Below are 26,223 nucleotides of genomic sequence, written 5' to 3'. Positions count from 1 at the left end.
GCTTAGGGTTACGCAGCTGCGCCTTCGCCAGCCAGCGCCCGCACCAGCTCGGCCAACCGAGCGGCCTGGCCCCGCCGCGAGTACAGCGTGGGCCGGGCGTGGGGTAGGTCCAGGTTGGGGTTTTGCTGCCAATCCCGGGCCAGCTGCTCCAGGGCGCTGAGCATGAGGTCGTAGTCGTCGTAGGGCAAGGCCTGGCCCGCCCCGGCCTCGCGCAGCACCTGGTCGGCATCGGAGCCCGCCGGACCCACGCACAGCACCGGCTTGGCCGTAGCGAGGTATTCAAAAATCTTACCTGGCAAAATTCCCCGGTTAAGCGCTACATCCGGAATGGCCATCAGCAGAATGCTGCTGCTCAATAAATAAGCTATTGATTGCTCGTGCGGCACAAAGGGAATAAACTCCGTGACCGCCGCCAGTTTTGCTACCTCAATCTGCTCGCGTACTCCGGCATCAACCTGCCCCACAAAGCGCAGCCGCCAGGGCACCAGCGGATAGCGCTGCTGGCATTCGGCGATGGCTTTTAGTAGTGTATCAATGCGGTAGCGGGCCGTAATGGTGCCCGCGTGCGTGATGCGCAGGCAATCGGTGGGTGGGGTCGATACACCTTGAAAATCAGCTTCATCGTAGCCATTGGGCAGCACCACGATTTTACCTTTGGCCAGGTCGGGCAGCTTGCGTCGGAACAGTCGCTCGGTTTCGGGCGAGGTCACCAGCACGGCATCGGCCCGGCGTAATACCTGCTGCTCGTAGTGCGCGTCGAGCCAGGCGGCGGCGGCCGTGCGGTGCAGGTCTTTGGTATAATAAATGTCGGTCCAGGGGTCGCGCAGGTCGGCCAGCCAGCGCAGGCCGTGCTTCTTTTGCAGCTCCAGGCCAATAAGCTGCGTCGAGTGCGGGGGTGAAGAAGTGAGCACCGCGTCAAACGTGGCGCCTTCTGCCAGTAATTTTTCCACCGCTGCCAGGGCGTAGGCGTTCCAGCCCCGGCGCGGGTCCGGAATGAAGAGGTTGCCGCGCACGAAGCGCATCATTTTCTGCGTCAGGCTCGGTGCCCCTTCGTTGGCAAAACCGCCGTAGGGCACGGCCCGGCCCGTCAGCTTCTGATAAGACCCAAACGGTTCCAGCGTGGCCGTGCGAATAACGCGCACTCCCGGCGGCACCTCGCGCAGCAGACTTTCGTCGCGCACCGGGTACGTTGCCTGGTCGGCATCCACAGTAATCACCGTAGGCTCAATGCCCAGCTCGGGCAGGTATTTCACCCACTTCAGGCAGCGCTGCACCCCGGCCCCGCCCGATGGCGGCCAGTAGTACGTAATAACGAGCAGGCGGAGCGGAGCAGTGGGCACGATGGGCAGCAGGTTTTTATTGACAAAGCTACGTGCTTCGCACCGGCACCCCGGTTGTAACTTTGTGACTCCCGCCTTCCTTCCTTTCCCATGACCAACGAGCAAGCAACCGAGCTGCTGGCCTTGATGGCAGACCAGATTAAAGCCACGGACCGCCTAAGTGAAACATTTGAAAAACGTTTCACGCAACTCAATGAAACGATGTTGAGTGGCTTTGTGCGGATGGAAGATAAATTTGACACGCTCACCGAGCGCGTAGACCACCTCACCGAGCGCGTAGACCACCTCACCGAGCGCGTAGACCACCTCACCGAGCGTGTAGACCACCTCACCGAGCGTGTAGACCACCTCACCGAGCGTGTAGACCACCTCACGGAGGAAGTGCGTGAGGTGAAAAGCGACATTCGTGATATCAAAGCAGAGGCCCAAACTACCAATCGCCGCCTGAGCGCCACCTTCGACCAGGCGGGGCATCTGACCGAGCAGATCGGGACTACGGCCTTGCGGGTCAGCCACGTAGAACAGGCGCAGGTGCCTACCAACGCTGAGCTACACCAGCGGGTACTAGCCCTCGAAACCAAATTAAACCAAGCATCTTAGGCCGCCCGGCAAACCGCACAATCAGGCGGTTTGCTTTAGCTACAATAATCTTTTAGCATGTTCGATAATCTCTCTTCCAAGCTCGACCGGGCTATTAAAACGCTCAAGGGGCAGGGCAGCATCTCCGAAATCAACGTCGCGGCTACCGTGAAGGAGATTCGCCGGGCGCTGGTCGATGCCGACGTAAACTATAAGGTTGCCAAAGAGGTAACCGACAAGATTAAGGACGAGGCAATGGGCCGCGACGTGCTCACGACGGTGTCGCCGGGTCAGCTCATGGTCAAAATCGTCTACGATGAGCTGACGCTGCTCATGGGTGGCGAAAAGCAGGACATCGTTATTAAGGGTGACCCGGCCGTGGTACTGCTTTCGGGGCTGCAAGGCTCGGGCAAAACGACCTTCGCTGGCAAGCTGGCCAGCTTTATCAAGAAGCAGAACCGCAACGTGCTGCTGGTGGCCTGCGACGTGTACCGCCCCGCCGCCATCGACCAGCTCAAGGTGCTCGGCGAGCAGATTGGCGTGGAAGTGTACTCGGAGCCGGAAAACAAGAATCCGGTCGAGATTTCGCAGAATGCCATCGCCTACGCCAAGAAAAACAACAAGAAGGTAGTCATCATCGACACCGCCGGCCGCCTGGCCGTGGATGAGCAGATGATGCGCGAAATCGAAGCCGTCAAAAAAGCCATCAACCCCAGCGAAACGCTGTTCGTGGTGGATTCGATGACTGGCCAGGATGCCGTGAACACCGCCAAAACCTTCAACGACCGCCTCAATTTCGACGGGGTGGTGCTCACCAAGCTTGATGGCGACAGCCGCGGCGGGGCGGCCCTCTCGATTCGCGCGGTGGTCGAAAAGCCTATCAAGTTCATCTCGACGGGCGAGAAGATGGAGGCGCTTGACCTCTTCTACCCAGACCGTATGGCCCAGCGTATCCTGGGCATGGGCGACGTAATCTCGCTCGTGGAGCGCGCCCAGCAGCAGTTCGACGAGGACGAGGCCAAGCGCATCAACGCCAAGATTCGCAAAAACCAGTTCGACTTCAACGACTTCCTCGGTCAGCTCGAGCAAATCAAGAAGATGGGCAACCTCAAAGACCTGGTAGGCATGATTCCGGGCGCGTCGAAGATGATGAAAGACGTCGAAATCGACGACGATGCCTTCAAGCCGGTCGAAAGCATCATCAAAAGCATGACCAAGCAGGAGCGCGCCCAGCCCGACCTCATCAACGGCTCGCGCCGCCGCCGCCTCGCCGCTGGCTCGGGCACTGATATTCAGCAGGTAAATGCCCTGATGAAACAGTTTGAGGACATGCGCAAGATGATGCGCCAGATGAATAAGCTGAGCCAGACCAAAGGCGGCATGGCCCAAATGGCCAAAATGATGGGCGGCATGAAAGGCGGAATGCCTGGCATGGGCCGCCGGTAGTTTCCGCCTATCAAATAAAAAGAAACCCCGGCTGAAATCTCAGTCGGGGTTTCTTTTTATTTGGTAATTAAAATGCGCGGAATATCTTTTTCTCGCAAATCAATATCTGCGGGCAAAGGCTGCTTGGTAAACTCATCGAAGCAGATTTTGCTACGACCTTTAAATTTCATTTCCGGGTCATTAATAATAATAACGTGCGGAAACGTGCCGTATTCCTTGTCTTCCCGCATCAGCGTTTGCTGGCTGCCGAGGCCGGGGTTATTTACCACGTTAGCGTACACCAGCTCGCCTTGTGGTGCTTGCTTGAAGTAAAGCACCTTGCTCTCGATATGTCCATTGCAGGCATCGGAGCAGCCAGCTAGTACTAGTCCAAACAAATAAAAAAATGGCAGCTTGCGCATGAGTATAGAGATTAACTTATTGGTCGGCTAATCGCAGAGGTGGAATGTGCAGATTCTTGTAAATGTCAGCCAGCGATAAGGCTAACCCTAATGCTGGTACCGGCAGTACATCAGTAAGTTGGCGATAGGATGTCAGCGTCCAGGTATCGTGAGAAAAGCGCGTGTAGTTTTCCACCAGCAACCGGGTTTGCGTAATCAACACGTACTGCTGCAAGGATGGAAGCTGCCGGTACTGCTCGGCTTTCCAGCCCCGGTCGTGGGCTTCGGTGCTGCGCGATAGTACCTCCACGATAAATACCGGCCGGTGCACCGTGTGGGGGTCATCGTCGCTAGGGTCGCAGCTCACGACAATATCTGGATAATTGTAATACTGCCCAGCTTCCACGGCTAGCCGCACGCTCTCCGAAAACACCTCGCATTCCCGCTCGCCCAACTGCTGCCGTAGCCCAAAAACTACGTTATTAATCAGCTTATTATGCCCTTTCGTAGCGCCCGACTTAGCTTCCGGCGACTCGGGGCTATCTGGCCCGTCAAGCGGAAATATCTCGCCGTGGTAATATTCATGGCGAATAGCCGACTGCTCCTCAAAGGCGAAGTACTCCTCGACGGTGTAGCTGCGCTGGTAGATGGATTGGACGGCGGACATAATTGAGGAATTATTGCTGTCTCTTGGAAGATTCGAAACCGTCAAAAATCCACAGACAAGTTCTTAAAACAAGCCAAGAGCCAATTATTATGATGATAGTTCCTATAAAAAACAAACCAATTCGTTCGCCAAAATCCATTGACTTCTCGAATAATAATAGAAGAAACTAACCGCCTACTGAGGTGCATTAAAAACGGTAGACAATCGGAATAGCCCAGTTGATTTGCGGGCAAATAATCTAGTGCGTTCATCCATACACTACACCACCGAAAAATCGAACGACTCCAGAAACTTGGTCGTGAAATTACCGGCCTTAAAATCCTCGCTGTCCATCAGCGCCAGGTGAAACGGAATGGTCGTTTTCACGCCTTCTACCACAAATTCGCTCAGGGCGCGCTTCATCTTGACGATGCACTCCTCGCGGGTTTGGGCCACAGTGATGAGCTTGGCAATCATGGAGTCGTAATTGGGCGGAATCTGGTAGCCCGCATACACGTGGGTATCGACGCGCACACCGTGGCCGCCGGGGATGTGCAGTGTGGTGATGCGGCCGGGCGCCGGGCGGAAACCGTTGCGCGGGTCTTCGGCGTTGATGCGGCACTCCATGGCGTGCATTTTGGGGTAGTAGTTCTTGCCCGAAATCGGGATGCCCGCCGCGACCTTAATCTGCTCCTTAATGAGGTCATAGTTAATGATTTCCTCGGTTACTGGGTGCTCGACCTGGATGCGGGTATTCATTTCCATGAAGTAAAAGTCGCGGTTGGCATCGACCAGAAACTCGATGGTACCCACGCCCTCGTAGCCGATGGCCGAAGCGCCTGCGATGGCCGCCGCGCCCATGCGCTCGCGCAGGTCGTCGGTCATAAACGGCGAAGGAGCCTCTTCTACCAGCTTCTGGTGGCGGCGCTGGATGGAGCAGTCGCGCTCCGAAAGGTGGCAGACGTGGCCGAACTGGTCGCCAACAATCTGAATCTCAATGTGGCGGGGTTCTACCACAAATTTCTCCAGGTACATGCCATCGTTGCCGAAGGCAGCCTTCGACTCGGTGCGCGCATCGTCCCAGGCTTTCTGAAACTCGTCGTCGCTGTTGATGATGCGCATGCCGCGCCCGCCGCCGCCCGCCGTGGCCTTCAGAATAACGGGGTATTTTATCTCATGCGCAATTTTTTTGCCTTGCTCCACCGATTCCAGCAGGCCTACCGAGCCCGGCACTACTGGCACGCCAGCCTTAATCATGGTTGCTTTGGCGGTGGCCTTGTCGCCCATCTGGTTTATCATTTCGGGCGTGGCCCCGATAAACTTGATGCCGTTTTCCTGGCAGATGCGCGAAAATTCCGCGTTCTCGCTCAAAAAGCCGTAGCCGGGGTGAATAGCATCGGCGTTGGTAATCTCGGCCGCCGCAATGAGCGTCGGAATATTCAAGTAGCTCTGGCTGCTGCTGGGCGGCCCGATGCACACGGCCTCGTCGGCAAAGCGTACGTGCAGGCTTTCCTTGTCGGCAGTCGAATACACGGCTACCGTTTTGATGCCCATCTCGCGGCAGGTACGAATAACGCGCAGGGCAATTTCGCCCCGGTTGGCAATCAGAATTTTGTTGAACATGGCCAGGAATGGCGAAGTCTATGGGAAGGAAATAAAAATCAAAAGAACGTCATGCTGAGCTTGTCGAAGCATCTCTACCGCGCCGCTTGTACATGTGCAACGAAGCGGTAGAGATGCTTCGACAAGCTCAGCATGACGTTCTTCTTTTTGGAAGCCAACGTAGCAAAAGGCTACTCAATCAGGAACAGCGGCTGGTCGTACTCAACCGGCGTGGCATTTTCGACGAGCACCTTCACGATGCGGCCGGCCTGCTCGGCCTCAATCTCGTTGAACAGCTTCATGGCCTCGATGATGCAGATAACCTGGCCTTTCTCTACCGTGTCGCCTACCTGCACAAATACGGGCGCGTCGGGACCGCTGCTGCGGTAAAAGGTACCAATCATCGGCGATTTCAGCGGCGTGTAGCTGGCGCTGCTGGCGGGCTCGGCGGCCGGGGCCGCCGGTGTGGTAGCAGCCGCCGGGGCAAGCGTTGGCGCGGCAGGGGCTTGCTGCGGAGCCGCCGGCGCAGGCGCGGCGCTCATGCTCACAATCTGCTTGGTGTTGGGCTCGCGCTGCACCGAGATTTTAAACTCTTCGGTTTCAATATTTACTTTATTGAGGCCCGACTTGGCGATGAAGTCGAGCAGTTCCTGGAGTTCTTTGGCTTTCATGGCAGCGTCTTTTTTGGGCGGGGTTTTGGAATGTTCTTTCGACATCGGAAGGGAGTAGCGTGGCCTCGGCAGGTCCGCTGGTATATCAGTACGAGGCGCGGACTCGCCGAGTCCACGCTACCGGGCTACTTAACGCGCTCTACGTAGGAGTAATCGCTGGTTTTAATGCGAATCTTGGTATCCGTGTCAATAAACAGCGGAACCTGAATGCGGGCTCCCGTCTCGACTATGGCCGGCTTCAGGGTGTTAGTGGCAGTATCGCCGCGCAGGCCCGGCTCAGTATAGGTTACTACCAGGTCAACGGTGGTGGGGAGCTCGGCGGTAAGCGGCTGCTCGGTTTCGGCGTGCATAAGGATAGTCACCGCCTGGCCTTCCTTCATGAGGTCGGCGAAGGGCACCATCGCCTCGGGCAGCACAATCTGCTCGAAGGTGTCATTATCCATAAAGGTGAAGCCGTAATCGTCCTTAAACAGGTACTGGTGCGGGCGCTGCTCTACGCGGGCCGTTTCAATCTTCACCCCGGCGTTAAAGGTATTATCCAGCACCTTGCCCGTCTTGATGTTGCGCATTTTAGTGCGCACAAACGCCGGGCCTTTGCCCGGCTTCACGTGTTGAAACTCAGTGATAACGTGCAGGTCGTTGTTGTACATCAAGACAAGACCGTTGCGGAAGTCGGCGGTGGTAGCCATTTTGTTGAATTAAAAATTATAACTTACAAATTATGAATCAGGCTAAAGGAATTCGGTCGTTGCTAAATCGGCAATCTCTAATTCCTGATTTCTCCATTCATAATTAAGAATTGTATGCCCATTTCACATGAATGGCACCCCAGGTAAAGCCCCCTCCGAAAGCGGCAAATATCAGGTTATCGCCCTTGTGAAGCTGCTTTTCGTAATCCCAGAGACAGAGCGGAATAGTAGCGTTGGTGGTATTGCCATAGCGCTGAATATTGAGCATTACTTTCTCGGGCCCTACGCCCATGCGGTTGGCGGTAGCGTCGATGATGCGCTTGTTGGCCTGGTGCGGCACCAGCCAGGCAATATCGTCGTGGCTGAGGTTCTGGCGCGCCATTACCTGCGCGGCTACATCGGCCATACTTTTCACGGCAAACTTGAATACCGTGGCGCCTTCCTGAAAAATGTAGTGCTCGTGGTTGGCCACGGTTTCCGCCGTTGGGGGGCGGCGGCTGCCGCCGGCCTTCTGGTTTAGGTATTGCTCGCCGTGTCCATCGCTGCACAGTACCTGGTCGAGAATACCGTAGCCCTCGGTGCTGGGCTCCAGCAGCACCGCGCCGGCCCCGTCACCAAACAGAATGCAGTTGGCGCGGTCGGTGTAGTCCACGATGGCCGACATTTTATCGGCCCCGACCACGATAACTTTCTTGTACATACCGCCCTGGATAAACTGGGCCCCGGTGGCCAACGCATACAAAAAGCCCGAGCAGGCGGCATTCATATCGTAGCTGAAGGCTTTATTGATGCCTGCCCCGGCCGAAATAATGTTGGCTGTGGCCGGAAACAGCATATCGGGCGTCACGGTGGCGCAGATAAGCAGGTCAATCTCCTCGGGGCGGGTGTTGGTCTTTTCGAGCAGCTGCTTCACCGCCTTAATCCCCATTACCGACGAGCCCTGGTCTTTCCCTTTTAAAAGCCGGCGCTCCTTAATGCCGGTTCGCGAGGTAATCCATTCGTCGGTGGTATCGACCAGTTGCTCGAGCTCCTGGTTGGTGAGCACGTAGTCGGGCACGTAGCCTCCGACTCCGGTAATGGCGGCGGTAATCTTCATGAGCGCAAAGGTGCGGCCCCAACCTCAACTGTCCAGCCCTAAGCCAGACCGGTCAAGGCTAGGATTTGAAATTGTCTTTAATCTTATCGACGATGCCCGACTGCGCCATCTGGTAGCCTTGCATAAGCATATTGCAAATAGCCAACGGCGTGCTCACCCCGTGGCCAATAATGGCATTGTCGTTGATGCCCAGAATGGGCGAGCCGCCAATGGTTTCGTAGTTAACCTTCTCAAAGAACTCATCGTTCAGGTTGCGCGCCACCATAATGTCGTACATCGACTCGGCCATTTTGAGCATCACGTTGCCCACGTAGCCGTCGCACACAATCACGTCGGCCTTGTCGTTGAACAAGTCGCGGCCCTCAATATTGCCGATAAAATGTACGTGGGGGTTTACCTTAAACAGCTGGTGGGCCGCCTGCGTAGTCACGGTGCCCTTGCCTTCTTCCTCGCCCAGGCTCATGAGGCCCACCTTGGGGTGGGCAATGCCCAGCACGTACTGCGCGTACAGCGAACCCAACTCGCCAAACTGCTCCAGCATTTCGGGCTTGCAGTCGGCGTTGGCGCCTACATCGACCAGAATACCGTAGCCGCCGGCCAGCTTGGGTACAAAGTTAGCGATGGCCGGGCGCAGCACGCCGGGCACGGCTTTTACCGTAAACATGGCTCCCACGAGCATCGCTCCGGTATTGCCGGCCGAGCAAAAAGCGTCTACCTGGCCGCTGTGCAGCATCCGGTAGCCCACGGCAATGCTGCTGTCCTGCTTTTGCTGGAAAGCTTTGGTGGGATGCTCGCCCATCTCGATAACCTGGGAGGCGTGCACCACTTCCAGGGCGGCGGCACCGGGGCCATATGTCTGGAGCAGCGGCTGTACTTCCGCATCGGAACCGATGAGTAGTATCTGGGCTTTGCCGGCCAGGCGCTGGGCAGCCAGCACGGCACCGGCCACGGCAACCTGGGGGGCAAAGTCGCCGCCCATAGCGTCGAGGGCAATTTTCATGAACGCGGATAAAGTAGAGAGTCAGCCATAGAGCGCAAAGGCGCGAAACCAAACCGGGCCGGACTGCGCATCTCAAAAGAGCAGTCCGGCCCGATGGTACCGCGAAATAACAACGCTTTCGGCTATTCTTCGTCCGAGCCCGTGTTGCCGGCTGCTGCCGGAGCCGCTACCGAGGTGTAATTCTTGATAGCCAGCTGGCCATTGTGGTACAAATCACCATCTACCACGTAGGCTTTGTGACGCAGGTGCAACTCACCCGTATTTGGGCAGATGGTCACGGCCTTAGGGGTCAGCTTGTAGTGGCTGCGGCGTTTGTCGCGGGTGGCGGTGGAGGTCCGGCGCTTAGGATGTGCCATGGTCTTGGTAAGGGGAAATTAAGAGTTAGGAATTAGGAGTGATGAATTAGTACAGGGTCCTAATTCAGGTTTTTGAGGGCGGCCCAACGGGGGTCGTCGGGCTCGTCGTCAGGATTCTCACCAGCGGGCCGGGTCGAAAAAATAAGCTTGGTGGCGGCATCGGGGTCGTCGTCGGCCTCGTTCTGGAAGCGCGGGTGCAGCTTCTTCATGGGCAACGCCAGCCCGATGTAGTCATATAGGTGTTGCGATATGTTTAGCGTCTGCGTCTCGGGTGTCACTTGCAGCACGTCGTCGTCCAGCTCCTTGGGCTCGTCGCCGTAGCGCACCAGCAGCTGATTCTCAATATCCAGCGGCTGGTCATACTCATCGAGGCTGCGGTCGCAGGTGAGGCGCACGGTGCCGGTGATGTGCGAGTCGATGGTAATTACGCGCTCGGTTTTGTCGAGCGTTACCTCGGCGTGCAGGTTGCCGTCGGCAATAAATTCGCCCTTGGGGTCGAACTCCTCGAAGAAGGCGCGACCGAGCTCAAACGCAAACTGGTGCGTCTTAAGCGAAAGCCTGGCGATAGGCAAATCAAATTGCGGGTCCTTTTTCACAGTAAGCCGAATAACGGGGGGCAAAGGTAAGGCTTTTTCCTGGCTTTATCAAGCTAAAGCGGGGCTATTGCTTCAGCTTCAGGCGGTTTTTAAGATAAACTCGGGGCTGATATCGAGCCGCTCGTAGAGCTTCTTGGCCAGGTCCATGGTTACGCGGCGCTTGCCGCTTAGTATCTGGGAGAGGCGGCCGGCCGGTACTTCGAGCAGTTGAGCCAGGTCTTTCTGCTTGAGCTGACGCTGCTGGCGCTTCAGCTCAATCATGGCGGGCAGGGTGGTGGGCTTAGGAAGAGCAAAGGGAGCACCTTCGACCCTGATTTCGTATGACTGAATAGCTTCTGCTAAAATGCGGGCGGGGCCTTGTAAATCCGGATTAGCGTCAATATCCTGCGCTAATAGCTCGTCGAGTTGACGGAATGCTTCGCGGTATTCCTGAGACGTATTAATTAACATAGCTATAATTTGCTGTAATCGATGGTTGCTGCATTTATCTTGTCATACGCTTGGTGTGTGCCGACGAATTTTACGAACACCGTGCGAGTAGAAAATACAATGGCCGCGATGAGCCGGTAGCGATTGCCCCAAATATTGAAGACGTAGCGAAAGTTACCAACGTAGTCTACCGAATTAGAAAATAGTCGTACGTCTGCCAGATTACGCCACTCGGCTAAGCTAACTTCCTGATACCAATCTTTTAATGCCGAGGCGGCATCAGGATGTTGTTTGCCAAATTCGCGTAAAATGGGCCAACTCAATATTACCATAGGCAACAAGACAGGAACGCGGCCGTTGCCAGCCGAGTTTCAAAAGTAGAAAGAAAATTTCGTTTTTAGAAAAATTCTACCGGATTGAGCGGGGGTCGGCCGCGTTGAGCTGCCGGGCGCGTACTACATCGCAGGCCAGGTATACGGCCGCCCGAAACGATGAGGCATCGGCCACAAACTTGCCGGCGATGCCGTAGGCCGTGCCGTGGTCGGGGGAGGTACGCACGACCGACAAGCCGGCCGTGAAGTTGACGCCCCGCTCGAAGGCCATGAGCTTGAAGGGAATCAGGCCCTGGTCGTGGTAGAGCGAGAGCGTAGCATCGAACTGCCGGAACTGGCCGGTGCCGAAGTAGCCGTCGGCCGGGTAAGGGCCGAACACGAGGTGGCCGTCGTGCTCAAACTGCCGGATGACGGGCGTCACCACGTCGGCTTCCTCGCGGCCCAGCAGGCCGTTTTCGCCGGCGTGCGGGTTGAGGCCCAGCACGGCAATTTTGGGCTTGAGAATACCGAAATCCTGCTGCAGCGACTTCAGCAAAAGCTTGATTTTGGTGCGCAGCAGGTCGCTGGTTAGGCGCGTCGATACATCTCTGAGGGCGATGTGGCCGGTGGCCGTGGCCACGCGCAGCTGCTGGTCCTCATCAACCAAGAACATGAGGTTGTCGGCGGCGCCGAAGTAGCTGGCCAGAAACTCGGTATGGCCGGGAAAGCGAAAGTCGTCGCTTTGGGTATTCTCCTTGCTGATGGGCGCCGTTACGAGGGCGTCGAGCAGGCCGGCCTTGAGGTCGCGGGCGGCGCAGAGCAGGCTTTCGCGGGCGGCCTGGCCGCTGGCGGGCGAAGGCTGGCCGGGCGTGAGGTGAAAGTCCTCGTCCCAGCACGTAACGGCATTGAGGCGGCCGGGCGCAATGTCGGCGGCGTCGCGCAGCTGCCGAAAGGTGAGTGGCTCAGCGTTTTTCTCGACCGGAAAATCGTCGAAAAGCGTGGTGGCGGTACCGTACACCACGGGCGTGCATTGCTGGAGCAGCCGCTCGTCGCGCAGCGTTTTATAAATGACTTCGGGGCCGATGCCGGCGAGGTCGCCCACGGAAAAGCCGAGGCGGGGAAGGTGTTTGGGCATGATGAATAAAGGTGCTCCGAATCGTCTGTCATGCTGAGCTTGCCGAAGCATCTCGCCCGCATCGTCGAACGATTGAGGTTAGTGCTGCACGCGGGATGCTTCGGCAAGCTCGACATGACAGACGGTTTAGTGAACTACCGGCTTATTAAACGGGCTGCTTGGTCAGAGACTGCAAGCCTACACGAAGGAAACCCATTTTTTTGTACGGCTTATTACGCAAGCTGCCTGGTCAGAAACTCATAGAGCAGGCGCACGCCGGTGCCGGTGCCGCCCTTGCCCCGATACGAGTCGGGCGCGGTGAGGAAGGCCGGGCCGGCAATATCGAGGTGCAGCCAGGGCGTGCCTTCGATGAAGCGCTCCAGGAACTTGGCGGCCGAGATGTGGCCGGCTTCAGCTTTGCCGAGGTTACTCAGGTCGGCAATATCGGATTTCATGTGGTCGGCGTAGTCGTCCCAGAGTGGAAACTCGACCAGGCGCTCGTGCACGCGGTGCGCGGCGGCCAGCAGCTGGGCCGTAGTATCGGCCTCAGCGGTGCCCATCACGGCGGCTGCTTCGGTGCCGATGGCGCGCACGGCCGCCCCGGTGAGGGTGGCCAGGTCAATGACTAATTCGGGGTGGTATTTTTTGGCAAAGCTGAGCGCGTCGGCCAGCAGCAGGCGGCCTTCGGCGTCGGTGTTTTTAACCTCCACCGTAAGGCCCGAGTGCATGGTGAGCACGTCGCCGGGCACGTAGGCGAGGCCGCCGGGGCGGTTGTCGGTAGCCGGCACCAGGCCGATAACGTGCAGCGGCACGTTGTTTTTGGCCAGAGCATACAGCACGCCGCCCACGGCCGCGCCGCCGGCCATGTCGCACTTCATCATGTCCATGCTGTTGGGCGTGGGCTTGAGGCTGAGGCCGCCGGTGTCGTACACCACGCCTTTGCCGACGAGCACATAAGGCTTCTCGTTTTGGGCGCCTTCGGGCTTCCATTCGAGAATGCTGAAAGTGGGCGGCTCGGGCGAGCCCAGGTTGACGGCCAGCAGGCCGCCCATGCGCAGGCTCTCGATGCGGGCCATGTCGAGGATGTCGGTGGTGTAGCCAGCCGCATCGCCGGCTTCGGCCAGGCGCTCGGCAAACTGCTGGGCGTTGAGCTTATTGAGCGGGGCGTTGACGAGGTCGCGGGCGAAGGCTACGCCTTCCAGCACGTGCTGCAGCGTGGTTACCTGCGCTTCGGTGGCGGCGTCGCCTACCAGCATAAGCTGCGTGAGTGGGGCGGCCTCACGCGACTTTTCGTCGGTCTTGTACCCTTCGAACTGATAGGCCGAAAGGAAGAGGCCCTCCGCCAGCGTGAGCGCGGCCTCCGGATTTTCACTTAAGTTATGAATAAATACTTCGCTGGTTTTTTCCTTTTTCAGCGCGGCTTGCAGCTGGTGGCCGGCCTTGCGCAGGGCTTCGAGGGTAAGGTCGGGGGTGCGCTTTTTTTCGAGCACTACAAAATAGTGCTGATGCGAAAAATGATTGAGGGCCACGAGCTTCTGCTCGTCGACGAGGGCGGCATCGACGTAGCGCCGGGCTTCGGCGGGCAGGTCGGTGCCGGCCGCCGGGGGGAGGGCAGTAGCGCCGGTAGGCAGTACGAACACCTGAGTAGCGTGGGCCGGCGCGGTGGCGGCGTGGGCAAGCGTGAGGGACATAGTAGGGGTAGGAGAGACGTAACTTTGGCGTGAAGGTATGTAAAACGAGGTGGCACTTCGTTTCGTCAGTAAACCAGCGGCTCGGCCGGAAACGGCGTGCCACGCCGTTTTACATCAGGTATGATTCTTCGCAAAACCCTGCGTCTACTGCTCCCATTGCTCGGCTCGTCGCTGCTGGCCTCGGCCCAGCTCATGCAGCCCAAAACAGCGTTTACCCGCGCCGACTCGCTGCGCGGCGGCCAGCCGGCGGCCCGCACCTGCTACGACATCAACTACTACCACCTCGATGTGAAGCTCGACGTGGCCCGCAGGTTTATCAGCGGCTCCAACCTGTTTCGCTTCACGGCCACGCGCGATTTTACCCGGCTTCAATTCGACCTTTTTGCTAATCTGGAAATCGGCAAAGTGGTGTACAAGGGCCGGTCGGTGCCCTTCACCCGCGAAGCCAATGCGGTGTTTGTGACCTTTCCCGAAGTAATCAGGCAGGGCAGCCGCGACGAGTTTACGGTAGAATATTCGGGTTTTCCTATAATTGCCAAAAAAGCGCCCTGGGACGGCGGCATGGTCTTCACCCAGGATGCCTCCGGCCAGCCCTGGGTGGCCACGGCCTGCCAGGGCGTGGGCGCCAGCATCTGGTGGCCCACCAAAGACCAGCAGGCCGATGAGGTAGATAGCATGCTCATCAGCATATCGGTGCCCAAAGGTCTTAAGGATGTATCGAACGGCCGCCTGCGCGGCACGGCCAGGCTGCCGGGCGGCTACACCCGCTACGACTGGGCCGTAACCAACCCCATCAACAACTACGACGTGGCGCTGAACGTGGGCAACTACGTGCATTTTGGCGACACGTACCAGGGCGAGAATGGCGCGCTGACGCTCGACTATTGGGTGCTGCCCGAAAACCTGGAGAAAGCCAAAGCGCAGTTTACGGCCAACGTAAAGCCCATGCTCAAAAGCATGGAAAGCTGGTTTGGGCCGTATCCCTTCTATAAAGATGGCTATAAGCTAATAGAAGCGCCGCACCTGGGCATGGAGCACCAGAGCGCCGTGGCCTACGGCAACAAGTACCAGAACGGCTACCTCGGCCGCGACCGCTCGGCCACGGGCTGGGGCACGAAGTGGGACTTTATCATCATCCACGAAAGTGGCCACGAGTGGTTTGGCAACAACATCACCAGCAAGGATATCGCCGATATGTGGGTGCACGAGAGCTTTACCACGTACTCGGAGGCGCTGTTTGTGGAAAGCCAGTTTGGCAAGCAGGCGGGGCAGGCGTATTTGCACGGTCAGCGCCGCAATATCTCGAACGATGGCCCCATCATCGGTCCCTACGGCGTGAACAAGGAGGGCTCGGGCGATATGTATGACAAGGGCAGCAACCTGCTCAACATGGTGCGCACGGCTATCAACGACGATGCGAAGTGGCACAGCATTTTACGCGGCATCTCGCGCACGTTTTATCACCAGACCGTGACCGGCCAGCAGATTATCCAGTACATCAACCGCGAGTCGGGCCACGATTTTCGGCCTGTTTTTGCCCAATATCTGCAATACGCTAACCTGCCGATACTCGAAATGCGCGTTGAGAACAACCAGCTGCTGGGGCGCTGGATAGCCAATGTGCCCGGTTTCGACCTGCCGGTGCGCCTGCGGGTGAAGGGCGGCGAGTATCAGTTCGTGACGCCAACTACCAAGTGGCAGCTGCTGGCTCTGCCCGGCGCCACGAGGGAGAATGTAGAGGTCGATACGTTCAACTACTACGTGGGCGTGCTGATGGACTAGCCGGCTTGGCTAAGCTGGCGCTGGGCCTCAGCTACCAGTTGATTGCGCAGCTCAGCTCCGTTGTACAGATGCTCGAACGACAGCTGTTGCTGCTGGCCGTTGGTATAGGAGAATATTGCCAAAGCAGGCCCCACGCCTTGAACTGCGGCCAGATGTGCCCAGCGCCCGGCCTGCTCCTTGCCCAGCAGGCGGGTGCGTACGCTGAAGCCATCGGCATGCAGGTGTAGGTAGCGTCGCTTACCTACGCGCGCCAGCCCAAAGGCCAGCACTACGTAAAGAGCGGCTAGCGCAGCGTATAGCCAGGGCAGAATGTGCGCTCGGTGCGGGGCGCCCGCCAACTCGGCCAGGTGATGGCGGTGCCCGATATGGTAGCCTTCGAGGCCCAGAATGCCCGCCGCGGCCAGCTCCAGCCAGGCTACTGGCTCGGGGTGCCCGTGGCCGTGGCGGAGGTGCAGCAGCTCGCGGGCCATCAGCAGCAGGTAGGCAGCGCCGATAATAAACTCCAGCCCCAGCAGCGGCGTTAACGCTTCCTGAGAGGCCACTGCGGCTGTGGCCCCTCCTACTAACACCAGTGCCGGCACCAGGTGGCTCAGGGCACGGGCGCGTAGCTGCTTGGTATAGCGGCGGTTATAAAGCCAGATAGGGGAGGCAGAAGCAGCGCCAGCCGCATCGGGCCGGACGGTAGCAGAATCAGGCATGAGGTAGGAGTTGAAAAACGCAAACTATGACCGTGATGCTGCAAGCTACTGCCTGGGAAATAACTTTTTCAAGGCGAAATAGAAAGCGCTTTTAACAAGCATAGCAGGGCACATTCGTACCGAGCTGCGGCAACCAGGTCCAGCGGGCCCGGCCTGCGAGCGCTTGTTGCCGCCCGCGTACCGATATTTGGGCCACCTTCCCGCTAGTCGGCCGGAGGCAGTTGCCCACCTGGCGGTGGCCAGAGTAGGGGTGGGGCGTAGCTTCCGGTCCCTGCCGCCGTCGCCGCAGCCTATCGCACCCGTGGCTCAGTATACCGTTCGCCCCAAAAAACACCTCGGTCAGCACTTTCTGGCCGACCCCAATATTGCCCGCCGCATTGTGGAAAGCCTGCGCCAGCCCGAGGGCGTGCATGAGGTGCTCGAAATCGGCCCCGGCATGGGCGTACTCACGCAGTATCTGCTAGAAAACAAGGCCTACCAGACCAGCGTGGTGGAGATTGATACCGAGTCGGTAGCCTACCTCACGGCGCACTATCCGGCGCTGGCCCCGCGCATCTACGCCACCGATTTTTTGCAGCAAAACCTGGCCGAGCTGTTTCCAAACGAGCCGCTGGCCATTATCGGCAACTTTCCTTATAATATCAGTACCCAGATATTCTTTCAGGTGCTGGCCAACCGGCAGCAGGTGCGCGAAGTAGTGGGTATGCTGCAAAAGGAGGTAGCCGAGCGCCTGGCCGAGCCGCCCGGCTCCAAAACCTACGGCATCCTGAGCGTGCTCTTGCAGGCCTATTACGATATCGAATACCTCTTTACGGTGCCCGCTCACGTGTTTGTGCCACCGCCCAAGGTCGAGTCGGCCGTGGTGCGCCTCACCCGCAACCAGACAGAGAAGCTGGATTGCGATGAAAAGCTGTTTTTCCGGGTGGTGAAGCAGGCGTTTTCAACCCGCCGCAAAACGCTGCGCAACGCCCTGAAGCCGCTGGGCATGTCGGCGGAGACAATGGCCGCCGAGATTTTCGACAAGCGCGCCGAGCAATTAGGCGTGGCCGATTTTGTACTGCTGACGAATTTGGTGGCAACGGTTAAGCAATAAATATTGGCTGCTATTCGGTTCTTATCGGTGAATAAAATTCTGCTGGCCATCGTGCCTTTGCTGCTGGGCTGTGTGCCCGTCATAAGTACCCCTTGGTTTAGCGGGCGCATTGTGTACCGCAATGTATTTGTAACGCTAGCCGGCGATACTATTCACTCTAATCTGGGACCAGAAAACCGGTTTTATATTCAAGGAGACAAATACAAAACGTACGGTGCCGATAAGCAGCTACTAGACCTTTATGCTGGTAAAAACAGTGTGTATCAGTTTTTCAAGGATGGTAAGCCTGTAGCGCAACACGATGCGGAGGGGCATAAGCTGCCGGTAGTAATTCGACGATTACCAACTACCAGTACGGTGCTTGGTTACCCCTGCCAGGCAATACAGTTAATACAAGGCGGTGTTTCAACTATAGTGTACTTCTCGGCTGGCTTGCGCGTCAATCCGAAAGGATTTAGTAAAGACACGAATGGTTATTGGTACGCCTTACTAAAAGCCACTAACGGCGCATTGCCACTACGCATTATTAGTGTTAATTCAGCCCAAGGCTTCACTGCTACGAGCGAAGCAACCTCAGTCCAAGCCATGCTGCTGAACAACGAGTTTATTGCTACCGCTCCGGCGCGGTAGATTCTTTACAATATGTCCCTCTGCCTGATAATCGACGACATGCATCCCTCGCTTTTGCCCATGCTCACGAGCATCGGCGTCGAGGGCGACTACCAACCCAAGCTCACCCCGGCCGACGTACCCGCCGCGCTGGCCGCCCGGCCCTACACGGGCCTCATGGTGCGCAGCAAGATGCGCATCACGGCCAACCTGTTGGCGCACGGCCCGCAGCTGCGCTACGTGGCCCGCGCCGGGGCCGGCGTCGATAACATCGACGAAGAAGCCCTGACGGCGGCCGGCGTAGCGCTGGTGAATGCCCCCGAGGGCAACCGCGACGCGGTAGGCGAGTTTGCCACCGGGCAGCTGCTGGCCCTGCTGCGCCACAGCATCACGGCCGATGCCGAAGTGCGCCGCGGCGAGTGGCACCGCGAGGCCAACCGGGGAGATGAGCTGGGTACCAAAACGGTGGGGCTGCTTGGCTATGGCCACATGGGCCGGGCGTTTGCCCGGCGCCTGCGCGGCTTCGGCTGCACGGTGCTGGCGCACGATATTGACCCGGCCGTGGGCAGCGACGGCAATGCCGAGCTGGTGCCGCTGACCGAGCTGCAAGCCCGGGCCGAGGTGCTGAGCCTGCACATTCCCTACTCAGAAGCAAATCATCAGTTTGTGAATGAGACATTCTTGGCCGGGTTTCAGCACCGCATCTGGTTTATGAACACAGCGCGGGGCGAAGTGCTGGACCAGGTGGCATTGGTAGCGCGCCTGCAAAGCGGCCAGGTGCGTGGGGCCGCCCTCGACGTACTAGACAACGAAAAGCTCGCTACGCTCACGCCCGCCCAGCAGGCTACGTTCGACTACCTGCGCACGGCGCCCAACGTGGTGCTCTCGCCTCATATTGGTGGCTGGACGCACCAGAGCTATCAGCGCATCAATGAGGTGCTGGTAGCTAAAATCGCCGCGCTGCGGTAGCGCGGGGTTGCGGGGACAGGCGCCTTGCTTTCCCACTTTTTGCCCTATCTTTGCGTTACCAATAGGGGAGAACGGCTGGCCGATGTGCCAGCCGTTCTCTTTCTTTTTTACCTGACCCACCCGCCACGCGAAAACAGTCCTAAACTTATGGCTACTATTAATTATTACACCGCCGAGGGCCTGCAAAAGCTGAAAGACGAACTCCAGGACCTCAAAGTCCGGGGCCGGGCCAAGGCCGCCGAAGACCTGCGCGAAGCCCGCGACAAAGGCGACCTGAGCGAAAACGCCGAGTACGACGCCGCCAAAGACGCCCAGGGCCTGCTTGAGTTGAAAATAGCGAAGCTCGAAGAAGTGCTGGGCAATGCCCGCATCCTGGACGAAACCAATATGGATTTCAGCAAGGTGCTCATTCAGAGCAAAGTGAAGCTGAAAAATCTTAAAAATAATATGATACTCGACTACCTGCTGGTAGCCGAGGAAGAGGCCAACCTGGCAGCTGGTAAAATCTCGGTAAAATCGCCTATCGGCAAGGGCCTGCTGGGTAAATCGGCCGGCGACCTGGCCGAAATCACGGTGCCTGCCGGCAAGCTCCAGTTTCAGATTCTGGAAGTGGGGCGCTAGTAGTTAATATAGTTTTTTCTAAATAAATAAAAAATCAAAAGAACGTCATGCTGAGCTTGTCGAAGCATCTCTACCGCTTCGGTCGGGTGTCGTTCGGTAGGGATGCTTCGACAAGCTCAGCATGACCAACGTTTTTCTTGATTTTCCTGATTTAGGAACAGGTCTAATGGTTAATTGATTACTGGTCAATGGTTAATTGCCTTTAAAAAGCAGCGCCGCCGGCGCTGCTTTTTTTGTGAACTGCTTCTCGAAATGGTCAGCGCAGTTACTTTGTCATTACCCATTGACCATTGCTTCATTAACCATTAAAAAATGGCCTCTATTTTCTCCCGCATCGTTTCGGGCGAGCTGCCCGCCTACAAGGTCGCCGAAGACGCCGACCACCTGGCCTTTCTTGATATCACGCCGCTGGTAGAAGGCCATACGCTGGTGATTCCGAAAAAAGAAATCGACTATATATTCGATTTATCGCCGCAAGAGCTGGCGGCGCTGCACGTATTTGCGCAGCGCGTGGCCAAGGGCGTGCAGGCGGCCGTGCCCTGCAAGCGCATCGGCGTGGCCGTGATTGGGCTGGAAGTGCCGCACGCGCACATTCACCTCATCCCGCTGAACAAGGTGGCGGATATGAACTTCGCCAACCCGAAAATAAAGGTGGCCGACGACCGGATGCGGGCGCTGGCCGCCGCCATTGCGGCTAAGGTGGACGGCGGCAGTGGACTCGGTGCGGCAGCTACCGGGGCGGCACCGGCCGCCGACGATACCACCCTGGCTCAGCTGCAAAGGCTGACGCAGGGCCTTAATTTCATCAGCGAATCGGATGCGCCGCTGGAGCCCGTGAGCTACGCTGCCCCGGCCGGCAACCTGCCCGTCGATAAGCTGCTGCAAGTAGTGGGCGAGCCAGCCGGCGCGAAAGTGGAGCAAGTGGAGCTAACCGAGTTTCTGCGCAACCATACCGCCGACAACGGCGTGACGGGCGATGTAGCTATAGCCAACCGCTTCAAAGCCTTGCAGCTATACCTGAAACAGGAACTGGACGGCACGCAGGTGTACCGGGTCGGCTCCGGACCGCAGGTGCACGCCTACGCGCTGGGCCGCGATGCGGCCGGCCGCCTGGCCGGCTTCAAAACGGTGCTGACGGAAACCTAGCAGGTAGGGGAAAAAGCCTTTCTGCTCAAGGCCAGACCCGACACTTTAACACCGCAAAAAATTCGATATGCATCAAGCTACTAAACTCCTGGCGGTCGCCAGCCTGCTTGCCAGCCGGCTGGCCGCTGCCCAGGGCATCGACCCTGCTGCCATCGCGGCCCTGCCCACCGTGCAGCCCGCCGCCCTCGAAGCGCACGTGCGCTACCTGGCCGACGACCGCCTGCGAGGCCGCCTGCCCGGCACGCCCGGCTACCAGCTGGCCGTAGACTACGTGGTGAGCCAGCTTAAGCAGAACGGCGTGCTCCCGGCCGGCGATAAAGGCGGCTACACCCAGACCGTGCGCCTGCGCCGGGCCTTCGTAGAGGCGGGCGCAACGCTCAGCTTTCAGCCGGCCACCGGCGCGGCACAGCCACTGGCCTATGGTGCGGCCATGACCCTGTATCCCAATCCGGGCCAGGCCGAAGTAAGCGTAGCCAATGCGCCACTGGTGTTTGCGGGCTACGGTATCTCGGCCCCCGAGCTGAAGTATGATGACTACGCGGGCCTCGATGCGAAGGGCAAAGTGGTGGTTATCACGCGTCAGATGCCCCGGCAATTTGCCGACAACGAGCGCCAGTACTTCACCGACCTGCGTACGGTGCTCGAAACGGCCGCTCGCCACGGCGCGGTGGGCGTGCTGCTGGCCGCCGCCCACGCCGAAGCCCGGCTGCCCGAGTTCCCAAAAGGCCTCGTGAGCGCGCTTTCGCCCGATGGCCAGGTAGGCGTATCGCGTAGCTACGCGCCCGGCTCGGCGCAGCTGGTGGGTAGTATCAGTCCGGCCACCTTGCAGCAGCTATTTGCCGGCGCGGCTCACGACACGGCGCAGACCTTGAGTGCTTTGCGTGGTGGCAAGGTGGCCTCTCTGGTATTGCCCGGCCGCCTGAGCGCCCGCTACCGCAGCCGCTACCAGGACGTAGACAGCTACAACGTGGTGGGTAAAATCCCGGGCTCGGATGCTAAGCTGAAGAACGAGTACGTGGTGCACAGTGCCCACCTCGACCACCTGGGCGTAGGCGCGCCCATCAACGGCGACTCGATTTTCAATGGCGCGCACGACAATGCCACCGGCGTAGCCAGCGTGCTCGAAATCAGCAAGCTCTACGCCAGCCTCAAAACCAAGCCCAGGCGCTCGGTGCTCTTCGTGCTGGTAACGGGCGAGGAGATGGGCCTGATTGGGTCAACGTATTTTGCCAAATTCCCGACGGTGCCAAAATCAGCGCTGGTGGCCGACATCAATACCGACATGCCCACTATTATCGCGCCGCTGCTGAGCGTGGTGCCGCTGGGCGCCGACCATTCGTCGCTGATGCAGCCCGTGCGGGCGGCCGCCGATTACCTGAAGCTGTCCATCGAGCCCGACCCCGAGCCGACGCAAAACCGCTTTATCCGCAGCGACCAGTACAGCTTCGTGGTGCAGGGTATCCCAGCCCTGCACATCAAATACGGCAACCGCACGGCCGATGGCAAAAACAACCTCAGCGAAACCGTGCAGAAGTGGCGCGCCCTGACCTACCACAAGCCCCAGGACAACTTCGAGGGCGGCACCTTCGACTGGGCGGCCGGCGCGCAGTACGCCCGGCTCAACTTCCTCATTGGCCACCAAGTGGCGCAGGCCGATGCGCGGCCAAGCTGGAACAAGGGAGATTTTTTTGGCGCGCGGTTTGGGAGGTAAAGTCTATCTCATTTAGGTTATGCAACGCTTCTGGTAAGCAGAGGTCTATAGAAAAGCCAGTGCATCATGCACTGGCTTTTCGCTTTTTAGCTCCAGTCGTATGGTCCGCGTCTTACTCTTTTGCCTCGCTCTGCTGGCCGCCGGGCCAGCTTTCGCTATCAAGCCTTTTGCTAAGTACTGGGCCCGACCCGACACGCTGGGCTTGAAATACCAGGACCTAACCCTCACTACGCCCGACCAAGTGCATCTGGCCGCCTGGCTGATTGAGCCCACGGCCGGCGTACCCACCCAGCACACCACCGTAGTAGTGGCCGGTGGCGACATGGGTAACATGGCTTCCAATATCTACACGGCGGCCTCGTTGGCCGGGGCCGGCTACCGGGTGCTACTCTTCGACTACCGTGGCTTTGGGCACAGTGACGCCTTCACCATCAACCAAAATTACCTTTATTACCCCGAGTTTGCCACCGACACGCGCGCAGCCCTGACCGAGGCCCGGCGGCGCAGCCCCGGCCAGCGCGTGGGGCTTATGGGCTTCTCGATGGGTTCGCTGGTGGGCTCGGAAGCGGCGGCTACCACTCGCTGCGATTTTTTGGTGACCGTGGCCTACCCGGCTAACCCCCAAAACGTGGTGAGCTACTACCAGCGCATTCGCCCTGAGCGCCCCATTATTCTGCCCGCTGATGCCGCCTACAGCCGCGTAGCGTCAAAGGTGAAGTGCCCCTGGCTGTTCATCACCGGCACCGACGACAAGGCCACGACCCTAGCCGATACCATGACTGTTGCGCAGGCTGCTAGCCGCCGGCAGCGGCGCGAGGTGCTGCCCGTGCCCGGCGACCACCAGCAGTCGATGGGAGCGTTTGTGGAAGATGACACAGCCCCGCGCTGTCTGGAAGCGTTGCGCCGCCTGCTGGCCGCCCAGCCTACCGCTCAAAAAGGCTAGCGCGCCCGGCCGCTGTCCACCACCTTTTGCAGCTGGGCCTGCGTAGCGGCCGGCAGCGCGCTCAGAATATCGAGGCCCGAGGCGGCTTCAATGGCATCGACCGAGGTCAGGTACTGGTTCCACTGCGGGGCAATGCTGTTGTCGTTGGGCGTGTCGATGGCTACCACGCGGGCCTGGCCGGCGATGATGCGTTGGATGTCGTTGCTGCCTTCGGGCAGGAAGACCACCACTTTCCAGATGTGGGCGGGCACGGTTACCCGGCCCTGGTCGAGCGTTTGGGCGGGGCCGTTTTTGCCGGTGCCGCCGCGGCCGTAGCTGCCCATTATCACGTAGGCTTCTTGGCCGTTTTCGACCTGGGCGCGGGTGTATTCTTCCAAGTGCGCCCAGGTTTGCTGGTTGTTTTGCGGGGCCTGGGGCACCATGTTGCTCATCAGGAAGGTGGCCGAGTTATCGTCGAGCGTAGCCGTGCGGTCGCCGCTGGGGCAATTGTGACCCTTGTCGAAGCCCGAGCCGCTGTAGCTCTGCGGCGATACGGCGTAGAATTGCCGGGGCAGGCCGGGGTCGGCCCGGAAGTCGTTCTGGCGCGGGAAGTTTTTGGTAATATCGGTACGCCCCACGTGCCAGCTCGTCCAGATGGGCGTGCCCCGCTGGGCGTTATAGCCCGTTACGTATTGGGGGTGGATATATAGGTAATTGGTGGTATTTGCCGGGTCCGAGGTGGCGCCGCTGGGGTTGCCGAGCAGCAGGTTGTCGTTGTCGGTGGCCGTGCCGGGGATTGGGGACTGGCGTACGGGCCGGGCCGCTGTGGGGTTGGCCGGCGCGGCCGGGTTGTTTCGGTTTTTGAAATAGTCGTCGGCCGGCGAAGCCGGGGCCGGGCGACTGGCCGGGGCGGCCGTCACCGGCCCGCTGGTCGTTTCGAGGCTGATGTCATCCAGGTTGAGCCGGCTCTTGCCCGCGTCGGTCTTGCGGATTTCCAGCCGCAGCGGCTCGTTGGCCAGGCCGGCGAAGGTAGCCGCCAGCAGCGTGGGGCCGACGGCCGTCTGGGGCAGGCCGTTGCGCTGCCAGGTGCGGCCGTGGTCGCGGCTCACCCACAGCTCCCAGGTGCTGGGGCCATCCTGGCCGTAGGCGGCCGACAGGATGGTGATTTTACGGATGCCGGCCGGAGCGTCGAACTGCATCGTCAGCTTACCACCGGCGCGCAGGCGGGCCGCATGGGCGCCCGTCTTATGGTCTTGCTCGGTGCTGCCAATCAGGGCGTTGGTAAACAGCCAGGGGCCGGTGCTCAGCGCCACGTCCGCAGTTTCGTAGGCGCCTTTGCTGCCGGTTTCGAAGGTTTCGGGGAAGGCGCCGGCCGGCACCTGGCGGCTGGTAGAAGGAGTGGAAGTGACGGCCGCCGGCTGGGTGCCCGCCAACAGGGCCGGCAGCACCAATAAAGTGTAAAAACGCATAGCACGAAAGTAGCAGGCGCCAGCGCAAGAAAACGAGAAAGGGCCCGCAGCGGTGCCACGAGCCCTTTTGCGTAGCGTGGACGCTGCGAGTCCGCGCGTGGTATCATTGAAAACGTTCTAACGCGCGGACTCGCAGCGTCCACGCTACGCGGCTTACGCTTGCCGGTCGCCCTTAGTGAACTCCAGCATCCAGCCGGGGTACTCGGCGGGCAGCTTGCTTACTTCGTCCAGCTCCTTCAACTCTTCGGGGGTAAACTGCACGTCGACGGCCGTGAGATTGTCGTCGAGCTGCTCCATTTTCTTGGCGCCGATGATGGCGGTGCTTACCACCGGCTGGTGCAGCAGCCAGGCCAGGGCCAGCGCGGCCACGGTGCTGCCCTTGGCCTCGGCCATCGGCCGGAGCTTGTCGAGGATGTCGAAGGCCCGGTCTTTGTTGACGGGCGGGAAGTCGAAGTTGCTGCGGCGCCCTTCGCCTTTCTCGTTTTCGCGGGTGTATTTGCCCGACAGGAAGCCGCCGGCCAGCGGGCTCCACACCATCAGACCCACTTTTTCGGCCAGCAGCAGCGGCACCAGCTCGCGCTCCAACTCGCGGCCGGCCAGGGTATAGTAGCCTTGCAGCGACGCATATTTTTCGAGGTGCTGGTAGTGCGAGGTGTCAAGGGCTTTCTGGAGCTGCCAGGCGGCCACGTTGCTGGCCCCGATATAGCGCACCTTGCCCTGGCGCACGAGGTCGTCGAGGGCGCGCAGGGTTTCTTCCCAGGGCGTAAGCGGGTCGAAGCTGTGGGTTTGGTAGAGGTCGATGTAATCAGTTTTCAGGCGCTTGAGGCTGGCTTCGGCCTGGGCCATGATGTGCTTGCGCGTCAGGCCGGCGTCGTTGGGGCCGTCACCCATCTTGCCGCGCACTTTGGTAGCGAGCACCACGTCGTCGCGCCGGATGCCGAGGTTGTGCAGCGCCTGGCCGGTAATTTCTTCCGACTGGCCTTCGGTGTACACGTTGGCCGTATCAATAAAATTGATGCCCGCGTCGAGCGAGCGTTTCACCAGGGCGTCGGCCCCGGCCTGGTCGACGCCGCTGATGGCGCCGAAGCGGCCGCCGCGCGTGCCAAACGTCATAGTGCCCAGGCACAACTCAGAAACTTTCAGGCCGGTATTGCCCAGCAGATTGTATTTCATGGGAAAAGGAAAAATGGAGTGCGGGGGTATAAGCATGCCCGCAGGCAGATTGTTTGGCGTAGCGTGGACTCTGTGAGTCCGCAC

At 59.2% G+C, this 26,223-nt stretch carries 27 protein-coding genes; 10 read left to right on the top strand and 17 right to left on the bottom strand.

What is annotated here, in order from left to right; genetic code table 11:
* Positions 1 to 8: 8 nt before the first annotated feature.
* Complete coding sequence (locus F6X24_RS15250) at positions 9 to 1,340, bottom strand: glycosyltransferase family 4 protein (protein ID WP_229725139.1); 1,332 nt, start codon at positions 1,338 to 1,340, stop codon at positions 9 to 11.
* A 90-nt stretch (positions 1,341 to 1,430) separates the two neighbouring features.
* On the opposite strand from F6X24_RS15250, the gene F6X24_RS15245 reads away from it, so the two are divergent.
* Positions 1,431 to 1,940 carry a DUF1664 domain-containing protein gene (locus F6X24_RS15245; RefSeq protein ID WP_151088838.1) on the top strand — a complete coding sequence of 170 codons (510 nt, stop codon included), beginning with the start codon at positions 1,431 to 1,433 and terminating at the stop codon, positions 1,938 to 1,940.
* 57 nt (positions 1,941 to 1,997) lie between these two features.
* Positions 1,998 to 3,365, top strand: coding sequence for a signal recognition particle protein (ffh, locus tag F6X24_RS15240; protein WP_151088837.1), 1,368 nt, complete (start codon positions 1,998 to 2,000; stop codon positions 3,363 to 3,365).
* 56 nt (positions 3,366 to 3,421) lie between these two features.
* Here the strand turns inward: ffh and F6X24_RS15235 are convergent, their stop codons facing one another.
* The 13 genes from F6X24_RS15235 to F6X24_RS15175 all read right to left on the bottom strand — a co-directional run bounded on the left by F6X24_RS15235 (position 3,422) and on the right by F6X24_RS15175 (position 13,946).
* On the bottom strand, positions 3,422 to 3,766 hold the full coding sequence (locus F6X24_RS15235) for a hypothetical protein (RefSeq protein WP_151088836.1): 345 nt from the start codon (positions 3,764 to 3,766) through the stop codon (positions 3,422 to 3,424).
* 16 nt (positions 3,767 to 3,782) lie between these two features.
* Entirely contained in the window at positions 3,783 to 4,412 is a 630-nt protein-coding gene (locus F6X24_RS15230; protein WP_151088835.1) for a Uma2 family endonuclease, read from the bottom strand.
* A gap of 258 nt (positions 4,413 to 4,670) precedes the next feature.
* Positions 4,671 to 6,014, bottom strand: a complete 1,344-nt coding sequence (accC, locus tag F6X24_RS15225) for an acetyl-CoA carboxylase biotin carboxylase subunit (RefSeq protein WP_151088834.1) — start codon at positions 6,012 to 6,014, stop codon at positions 4,671 to 4,673.
* 170 nt (positions 6,015 to 6,184) lie between these two features.
* Complete coding sequence (gene accB / locus F6X24_RS15220; RefSeq protein WP_151089636.1) at positions 6,185 to 6,664, bottom strand: acetyl-CoA carboxylase biotin carboxyl carrier protein; 480 nt, start codon at positions 6,662 to 6,664, stop codon at positions 6,185 to 6,187.
* 125 nt (positions 6,665 to 6,789) lie between these two features.
* The gene (gene efp / locus F6X24_RS15215) at positions 6,790 to 7,353 is read right to left on the bottom strand and encodes an elongation factor P (protein ID WP_151088833.1); all 564 of its coding nucleotides are present in this window, start codon (positions 7,351 to 7,353) and stop codon (positions 6,790 to 6,792) included.
* 103 nt (positions 7,354 to 7,456) lie between these two features.
* A complete protein-coding gene (locus tag F6X24_RS15210) occupies positions 7,457 to 8,449 on the bottom strand; it encodes a beta-ketoacyl-ACP synthase III (RefSeq protein WP_151088832.1) in 993 nt (330 codons plus the stop codon).
* Between the two features lie 58 nt (positions 8,450 to 8,507).
* Positions 8,508 to 9,449 carry a phosphate acyltransferase PlsX gene (gene plsX, locus F6X24_RS15205; protein WP_151088831.1) on the bottom strand — a complete coding sequence of 314 codons (942 nt, stop codon included), beginning with the start codon at positions 9,447 to 9,449 and terminating at the stop codon, positions 8,508 to 8,510.
* 122 nt (positions 9,450 to 9,571) lie between these two features.
* Positions 9,572 to 9,805: a 50S ribosomal protein L32 gene (rpmF, locus tag F6X24_RS15200; RefSeq protein ID WP_151088830.1), complete on the bottom strand. Its 234-nt coding sequence runs from the start codon at positions 9,803 to 9,805 to the stop codon at positions 9,572 to 9,574.
* Positions 9,806 to 9,864: 59 nt separating this feature from the next.
* A complete protein-coding gene (locus F6X24_RS15195) occupies positions 9,865 to 10,425 on the bottom strand; it encodes a YceD family protein (protein WP_229725137.1) in 561 nt (186 codons plus the stop codon).
* Positions 10,426 to 10,479: 54 nt separating this feature from the next.
* Positions 10,480 to 10,851 carry a helix-turn-helix domain-containing protein gene (locus tag F6X24_RS15190; protein ID WP_151088829.1) on the bottom strand — a complete coding sequence of 124 codons (372 nt, stop codon included), beginning with the start codon at positions 10,849 to 10,851 and terminating at the stop codon, positions 10,480 to 10,482.
* A gap of 2 nt (positions 10,852 to 10,853) precedes the next feature.
* Positions 10,854 to 11,162, bottom strand: coding sequence for a type II toxin-antitoxin system HigB family toxin (locus tag F6X24_RS15185; RefSeq protein ID WP_151088828.1), 309 nt, complete (start codon positions 11,160 to 11,162; stop codon positions 10,854 to 10,856).
* A 76-nt stretch (positions 11,163 to 11,238) separates the two neighbouring features.
* Entirely contained in the window at positions 11,239 to 12,276 is a 1,038-nt protein-coding gene (gene pdxA / locus F6X24_RS15180) for a 4-hydroxythreonine-4-phosphate dehydrogenase PdxA (RefSeq protein WP_151088827.1), read from the bottom strand.
* A 212-nt stretch (positions 12,277 to 12,488) separates the two neighbouring features.
* Positions 12,489 to 13,946, bottom strand: coding sequence for a leucyl aminopeptidase family protein (locus F6X24_RS15175; protein WP_151088826.1), 1,458 nt, complete (start codon positions 13,944 to 13,946; stop codon positions 12,489 to 12,491).
* 120 nt (positions 13,947 to 14,066) lie between these two features.
* Between F6X24_RS15175 and F6X24_RS15170 the strand changes: the two genes are divergently transcribed.
* Positions 14,067 to 15,728: a M1 family metallopeptidase gene (locus F6X24_RS15170; RefSeq protein ID WP_229725135.1), complete on the top strand. Its 1,662-nt coding sequence runs from the start codon at positions 14,067 to 14,069 to the stop codon at positions 15,726 to 15,728.
* Here F6X24_RS15170 and F6X24_RS15165 read toward each other — a convergent pair.
* A complete protein-coding gene (locus F6X24_RS15165; protein WP_151088825.1) occupies positions 15,725 to 16,426 on the bottom strand; it encodes a hypothetical protein in 702 nt (233 codons plus the stop codon). The genes F6X24_RS15170 and F6X24_RS15165 overlap by 4 nt on opposite strands.
* 301 nt (positions 16,427 to 16,727) lie before the next feature.
* Between F6X24_RS15165 and rsmA the strand changes: the two genes are divergently transcribed.
* The 7 genes from rsmA to F6X24_RS15130 all read left to right on the top strand — a co-directional run bounded on the left by rsmA (position 16,728) and on the right by F6X24_RS15130 (position 23,518).
* Entirely contained in the window at positions 16,728 to 17,519 is a 792-nt protein-coding gene (gene rsmA / locus F6X24_RS15160; RefSeq protein WP_151088824.1) for a 16S rRNA (adenine(1518)-N(6)/adenine(1519)-N(6))-dimethyltransferase RsmA, read from the top strand.
* A 27-nt stretch (positions 17,520 to 17,546) separates the two neighbouring features.
* Complete coding sequence (locus F6X24_RS15155) at positions 17,547 to 18,149, top strand: hypothetical protein (RefSeq protein ID WP_151088823.1); 603 nt, start codon at positions 17,547 to 17,549, stop codon at positions 18,147 to 18,149.
* A gap of 12 nt (positions 18,150 to 18,161) precedes the next feature.
* Positions 18,162 to 19,097, top strand: a complete 936-nt coding sequence (locus tag F6X24_RS15150) for an NAD(P)-dependent oxidoreductase (protein ID WP_151088822.1) — start codon at positions 18,162 to 18,164, stop codon at positions 19,095 to 19,097.
* 147 nt (positions 19,098 to 19,244) lie between these two features.
* A complete protein-coding gene (greA, locus tag F6X24_RS15145) occupies positions 19,245 to 19,718 on the top strand; it encodes a transcription elongation factor GreA (protein ID WP_151088821.1) in 474 nt (157 codons plus the stop codon).
* A 312-nt stretch (positions 19,719 to 20,030) separates the two neighbouring features.
* On the top strand, positions 20,031 to 20,864 hold the full coding sequence (locus tag F6X24_RS19350; protein ID WP_151088820.1) for a nuclease A inhibitor family protein: 834 nt from the start codon (positions 20,031 to 20,033) through the stop codon (positions 20,862 to 20,864).
* 67 nt (positions 20,865 to 20,931) lie between these two features.
* Positions 20,932 to 22,575, top strand: coding sequence for a M28 family peptidase (locus F6X24_RS15135; RefSeq protein WP_151088819.1), 1,644 nt, complete (start codon positions 20,932 to 20,934; stop codon positions 22,573 to 22,575).
* Positions 22,576 to 22,675: 100 nt separating this feature from the next.
* Positions 22,676 to 23,518 carry an alpha/beta hydrolase gene (locus tag F6X24_RS15130; RefSeq protein ID WP_151088818.1) on the top strand — a complete coding sequence of 281 codons (843 nt, stop codon included), beginning with the start codon at positions 22,676 to 22,678 and terminating at the stop codon, positions 23,516 to 23,518.
* On the opposite strand, the gene F6X24_RS15125 is transcribed toward F6X24_RS15130, so the two are convergent.
* Complete coding sequence (locus F6X24_RS15125; RefSeq protein ID WP_151088817.1) at positions 23,515 to 24,966, bottom strand: DNA/RNA non-specific endonuclease; 1,452 nt, start codon at positions 24,964 to 24,966, stop codon at positions 23,515 to 23,517. The two genes, F6X24_RS15130 and F6X24_RS15125, sit on opposite strands and share 4 nt — an antisense overlap.
* Positions 24,967 to 25,119: 153 nt before the next feature.
* Positions 25,120 to 26,139, bottom strand: a complete 1,020-nt coding sequence (locus F6X24_RS15120) for an aldo/keto reductase (protein ID WP_151088816.1) — start codon at positions 26,137 to 26,139, stop codon at positions 25,120 to 25,122.
* Positions 26,140 to 26,223 lie beyond the last annotated feature (84 nt).

The sequence above is a fragment of the Hymenobacter baengnokdamensis genome (assembly GCF_008728635.1).
Lineage (GTDB): Bacteria > Bacteroidota > Bacteroidia > Cytophagales > Hymenobacteraceae > Hymenobacter > Hymenobacter baengnokdamensis.
Note: the sequence above shows the minus strand (reverse complement) of the source record. Positions and strands in the feature narration are given on the sequence as shown.

Bases quoted from the DNA above. Each gene is read 5' to 3' on its own strand.
- F6X24_RS15245 (WP_151088838.1), top strand. From the start codon at position 1,431: ATGACCAACGAGCAAGCAACCGAGCTGCTGGCCTTGATGGCAGACCAG.
- ffh (WP_151088837.1), top strand. From the start codon at position 1,998: ATGTTCGATAATCTCTCTTCCAAGCTCGACCGGGCTATTAAAACGCTC.
- F6X24_RS15235 (WP_151088836.1), bottom strand. From the start codon at position 3,766: ATGCGCAAGCTGCCATTTTTTTATTTGTTTGGACTAGTACTAGCTGGC.
- F6X24_RS15230 (WP_151088835.1), bottom strand. From the start codon at position 4,412: ATGTCCGCCGTCCAATCCATCTACCAGCGCAGCTACACCGTCGAGGAG.
- accC (WP_151088834.1), bottom strand. From the start codon at position 6,014: ATGTTCAACAAAATTCTGATTGCCAACCGGGGCGAAATTGCCCTGCGC.
- accB (WP_151089636.1), bottom strand. From the start codon at position 6,664: ATGAAAGCCAAAGAACTCCAGGAACTGCTCGACTTCATCGCCAAGTCG.
- efp (WP_151088833.1), bottom strand. From the start codon at position 7,353: ATGGCTACCACCGCCGACTTCCGCAACGGTCTTGTCTTGATGTACAAC.
- F6X24_RS15210 (WP_151088832.1), bottom strand. From the start codon at position 8,449: ATGAAGATTACCGCCGCCATTACCGGAGTCGGAGGCTACGTGCCCGAC.
- plsX (WP_151088831.1), bottom strand. From the start codon at position 9,449: ATGAAAATTGCCCTCGACGCTATGGGCGGCGACTTTGCCCCCCAGGTT.
- rpmF (WP_151088830.1), bottom strand. From the start codon at position 9,805: ATGGCACATCCTAAGCGCCGGACCTCCACCGCCACCCGCGACAAACGC.
- F6X24_RS15190 (WP_151088829.1), bottom strand. From the start codon at position 10,851: ATGTTAATTAATACGTCTCAGGAATACCGCGAAGCATTCCGTCAACTC.
- F6X24_RS15185 (WP_151088828.1), bottom strand. From the start codon at position 11,162: ATGGTAATATTGAGTTGGCCCATTTTACGCGAATTTGGCAAACAACAT.
- pdxA (WP_151088827.1), bottom strand. From the start codon at position 12,276: ATGCCCAAACACCTTCCCCGCCTCGGCTTTTCCGTGGGCGACCTCGCC.
- F6X24_RS15175 (WP_151088826.1), bottom strand. From the start codon at position 13,946: ATGTCCCTCACGCTTGCCCACGCCGCCACCGCGCCGGCCCACGCTACT.
- F6X24_RS15170 (WP_229725135.1), top strand. From the start codon at position 14,067: ATGATTCTTCGCAAAACCCTGCGTCTACTGCTCCCATTGCTCGGCTCG.
- F6X24_RS15165 (WP_151088825.1), bottom strand. From the start codon at position 16,426: ATGCCTGATTCTGCTACCGTCCGGCCCGATGCGGCTGGCGCTGCTTCT.
- F6X24_RS15150 (WP_151088822.1), top strand. From the start codon at position 18,162: ATGTCCCTCTGCCTGATAATCGACGACATGCATCCCTCGCTTTTGCCC.
- greA (WP_151088821.1), top strand. From the start codon at position 19,245: ATGGCTACTATTAATTATTACACCGCCGAGGGCCTGCAAAAGCTGAAA.
- F6X24_RS19350 (WP_151088820.1), top strand. From the start codon at position 20,031: ATGGCCTCTATTTTCTCCCGCATCGTTTCGGGCGAGCTGCCCGCCTAC.
- F6X24_RS15135 (WP_151088819.1), top strand. From the start codon at position 20,932: ATGCATCAAGCTACTAAACTCCTGGCGGTCGCCAGCCTGCTTGCCAGC.
- F6X24_RS15130 (WP_151088818.1), top strand. From the start codon at position 22,676: ATGGTCCGCGTCTTACTCTTTTGCCTCGCTCTGCTGGCCGCCGGGCCA.
- F6X24_RS15125 (WP_151088817.1), bottom strand. From the start codon at position 24,966: ATGCGTTTTTACACTTTATTGGTGCTGCCGGCCCTGTTGGCGGGCACC.
- F6X24_RS15120 (WP_151088816.1), bottom strand. From the start codon at position 26,139: ATGAAATACAATCTGCTGGGCAATACCGGCCTGAAAGTTTCTGAGTTG.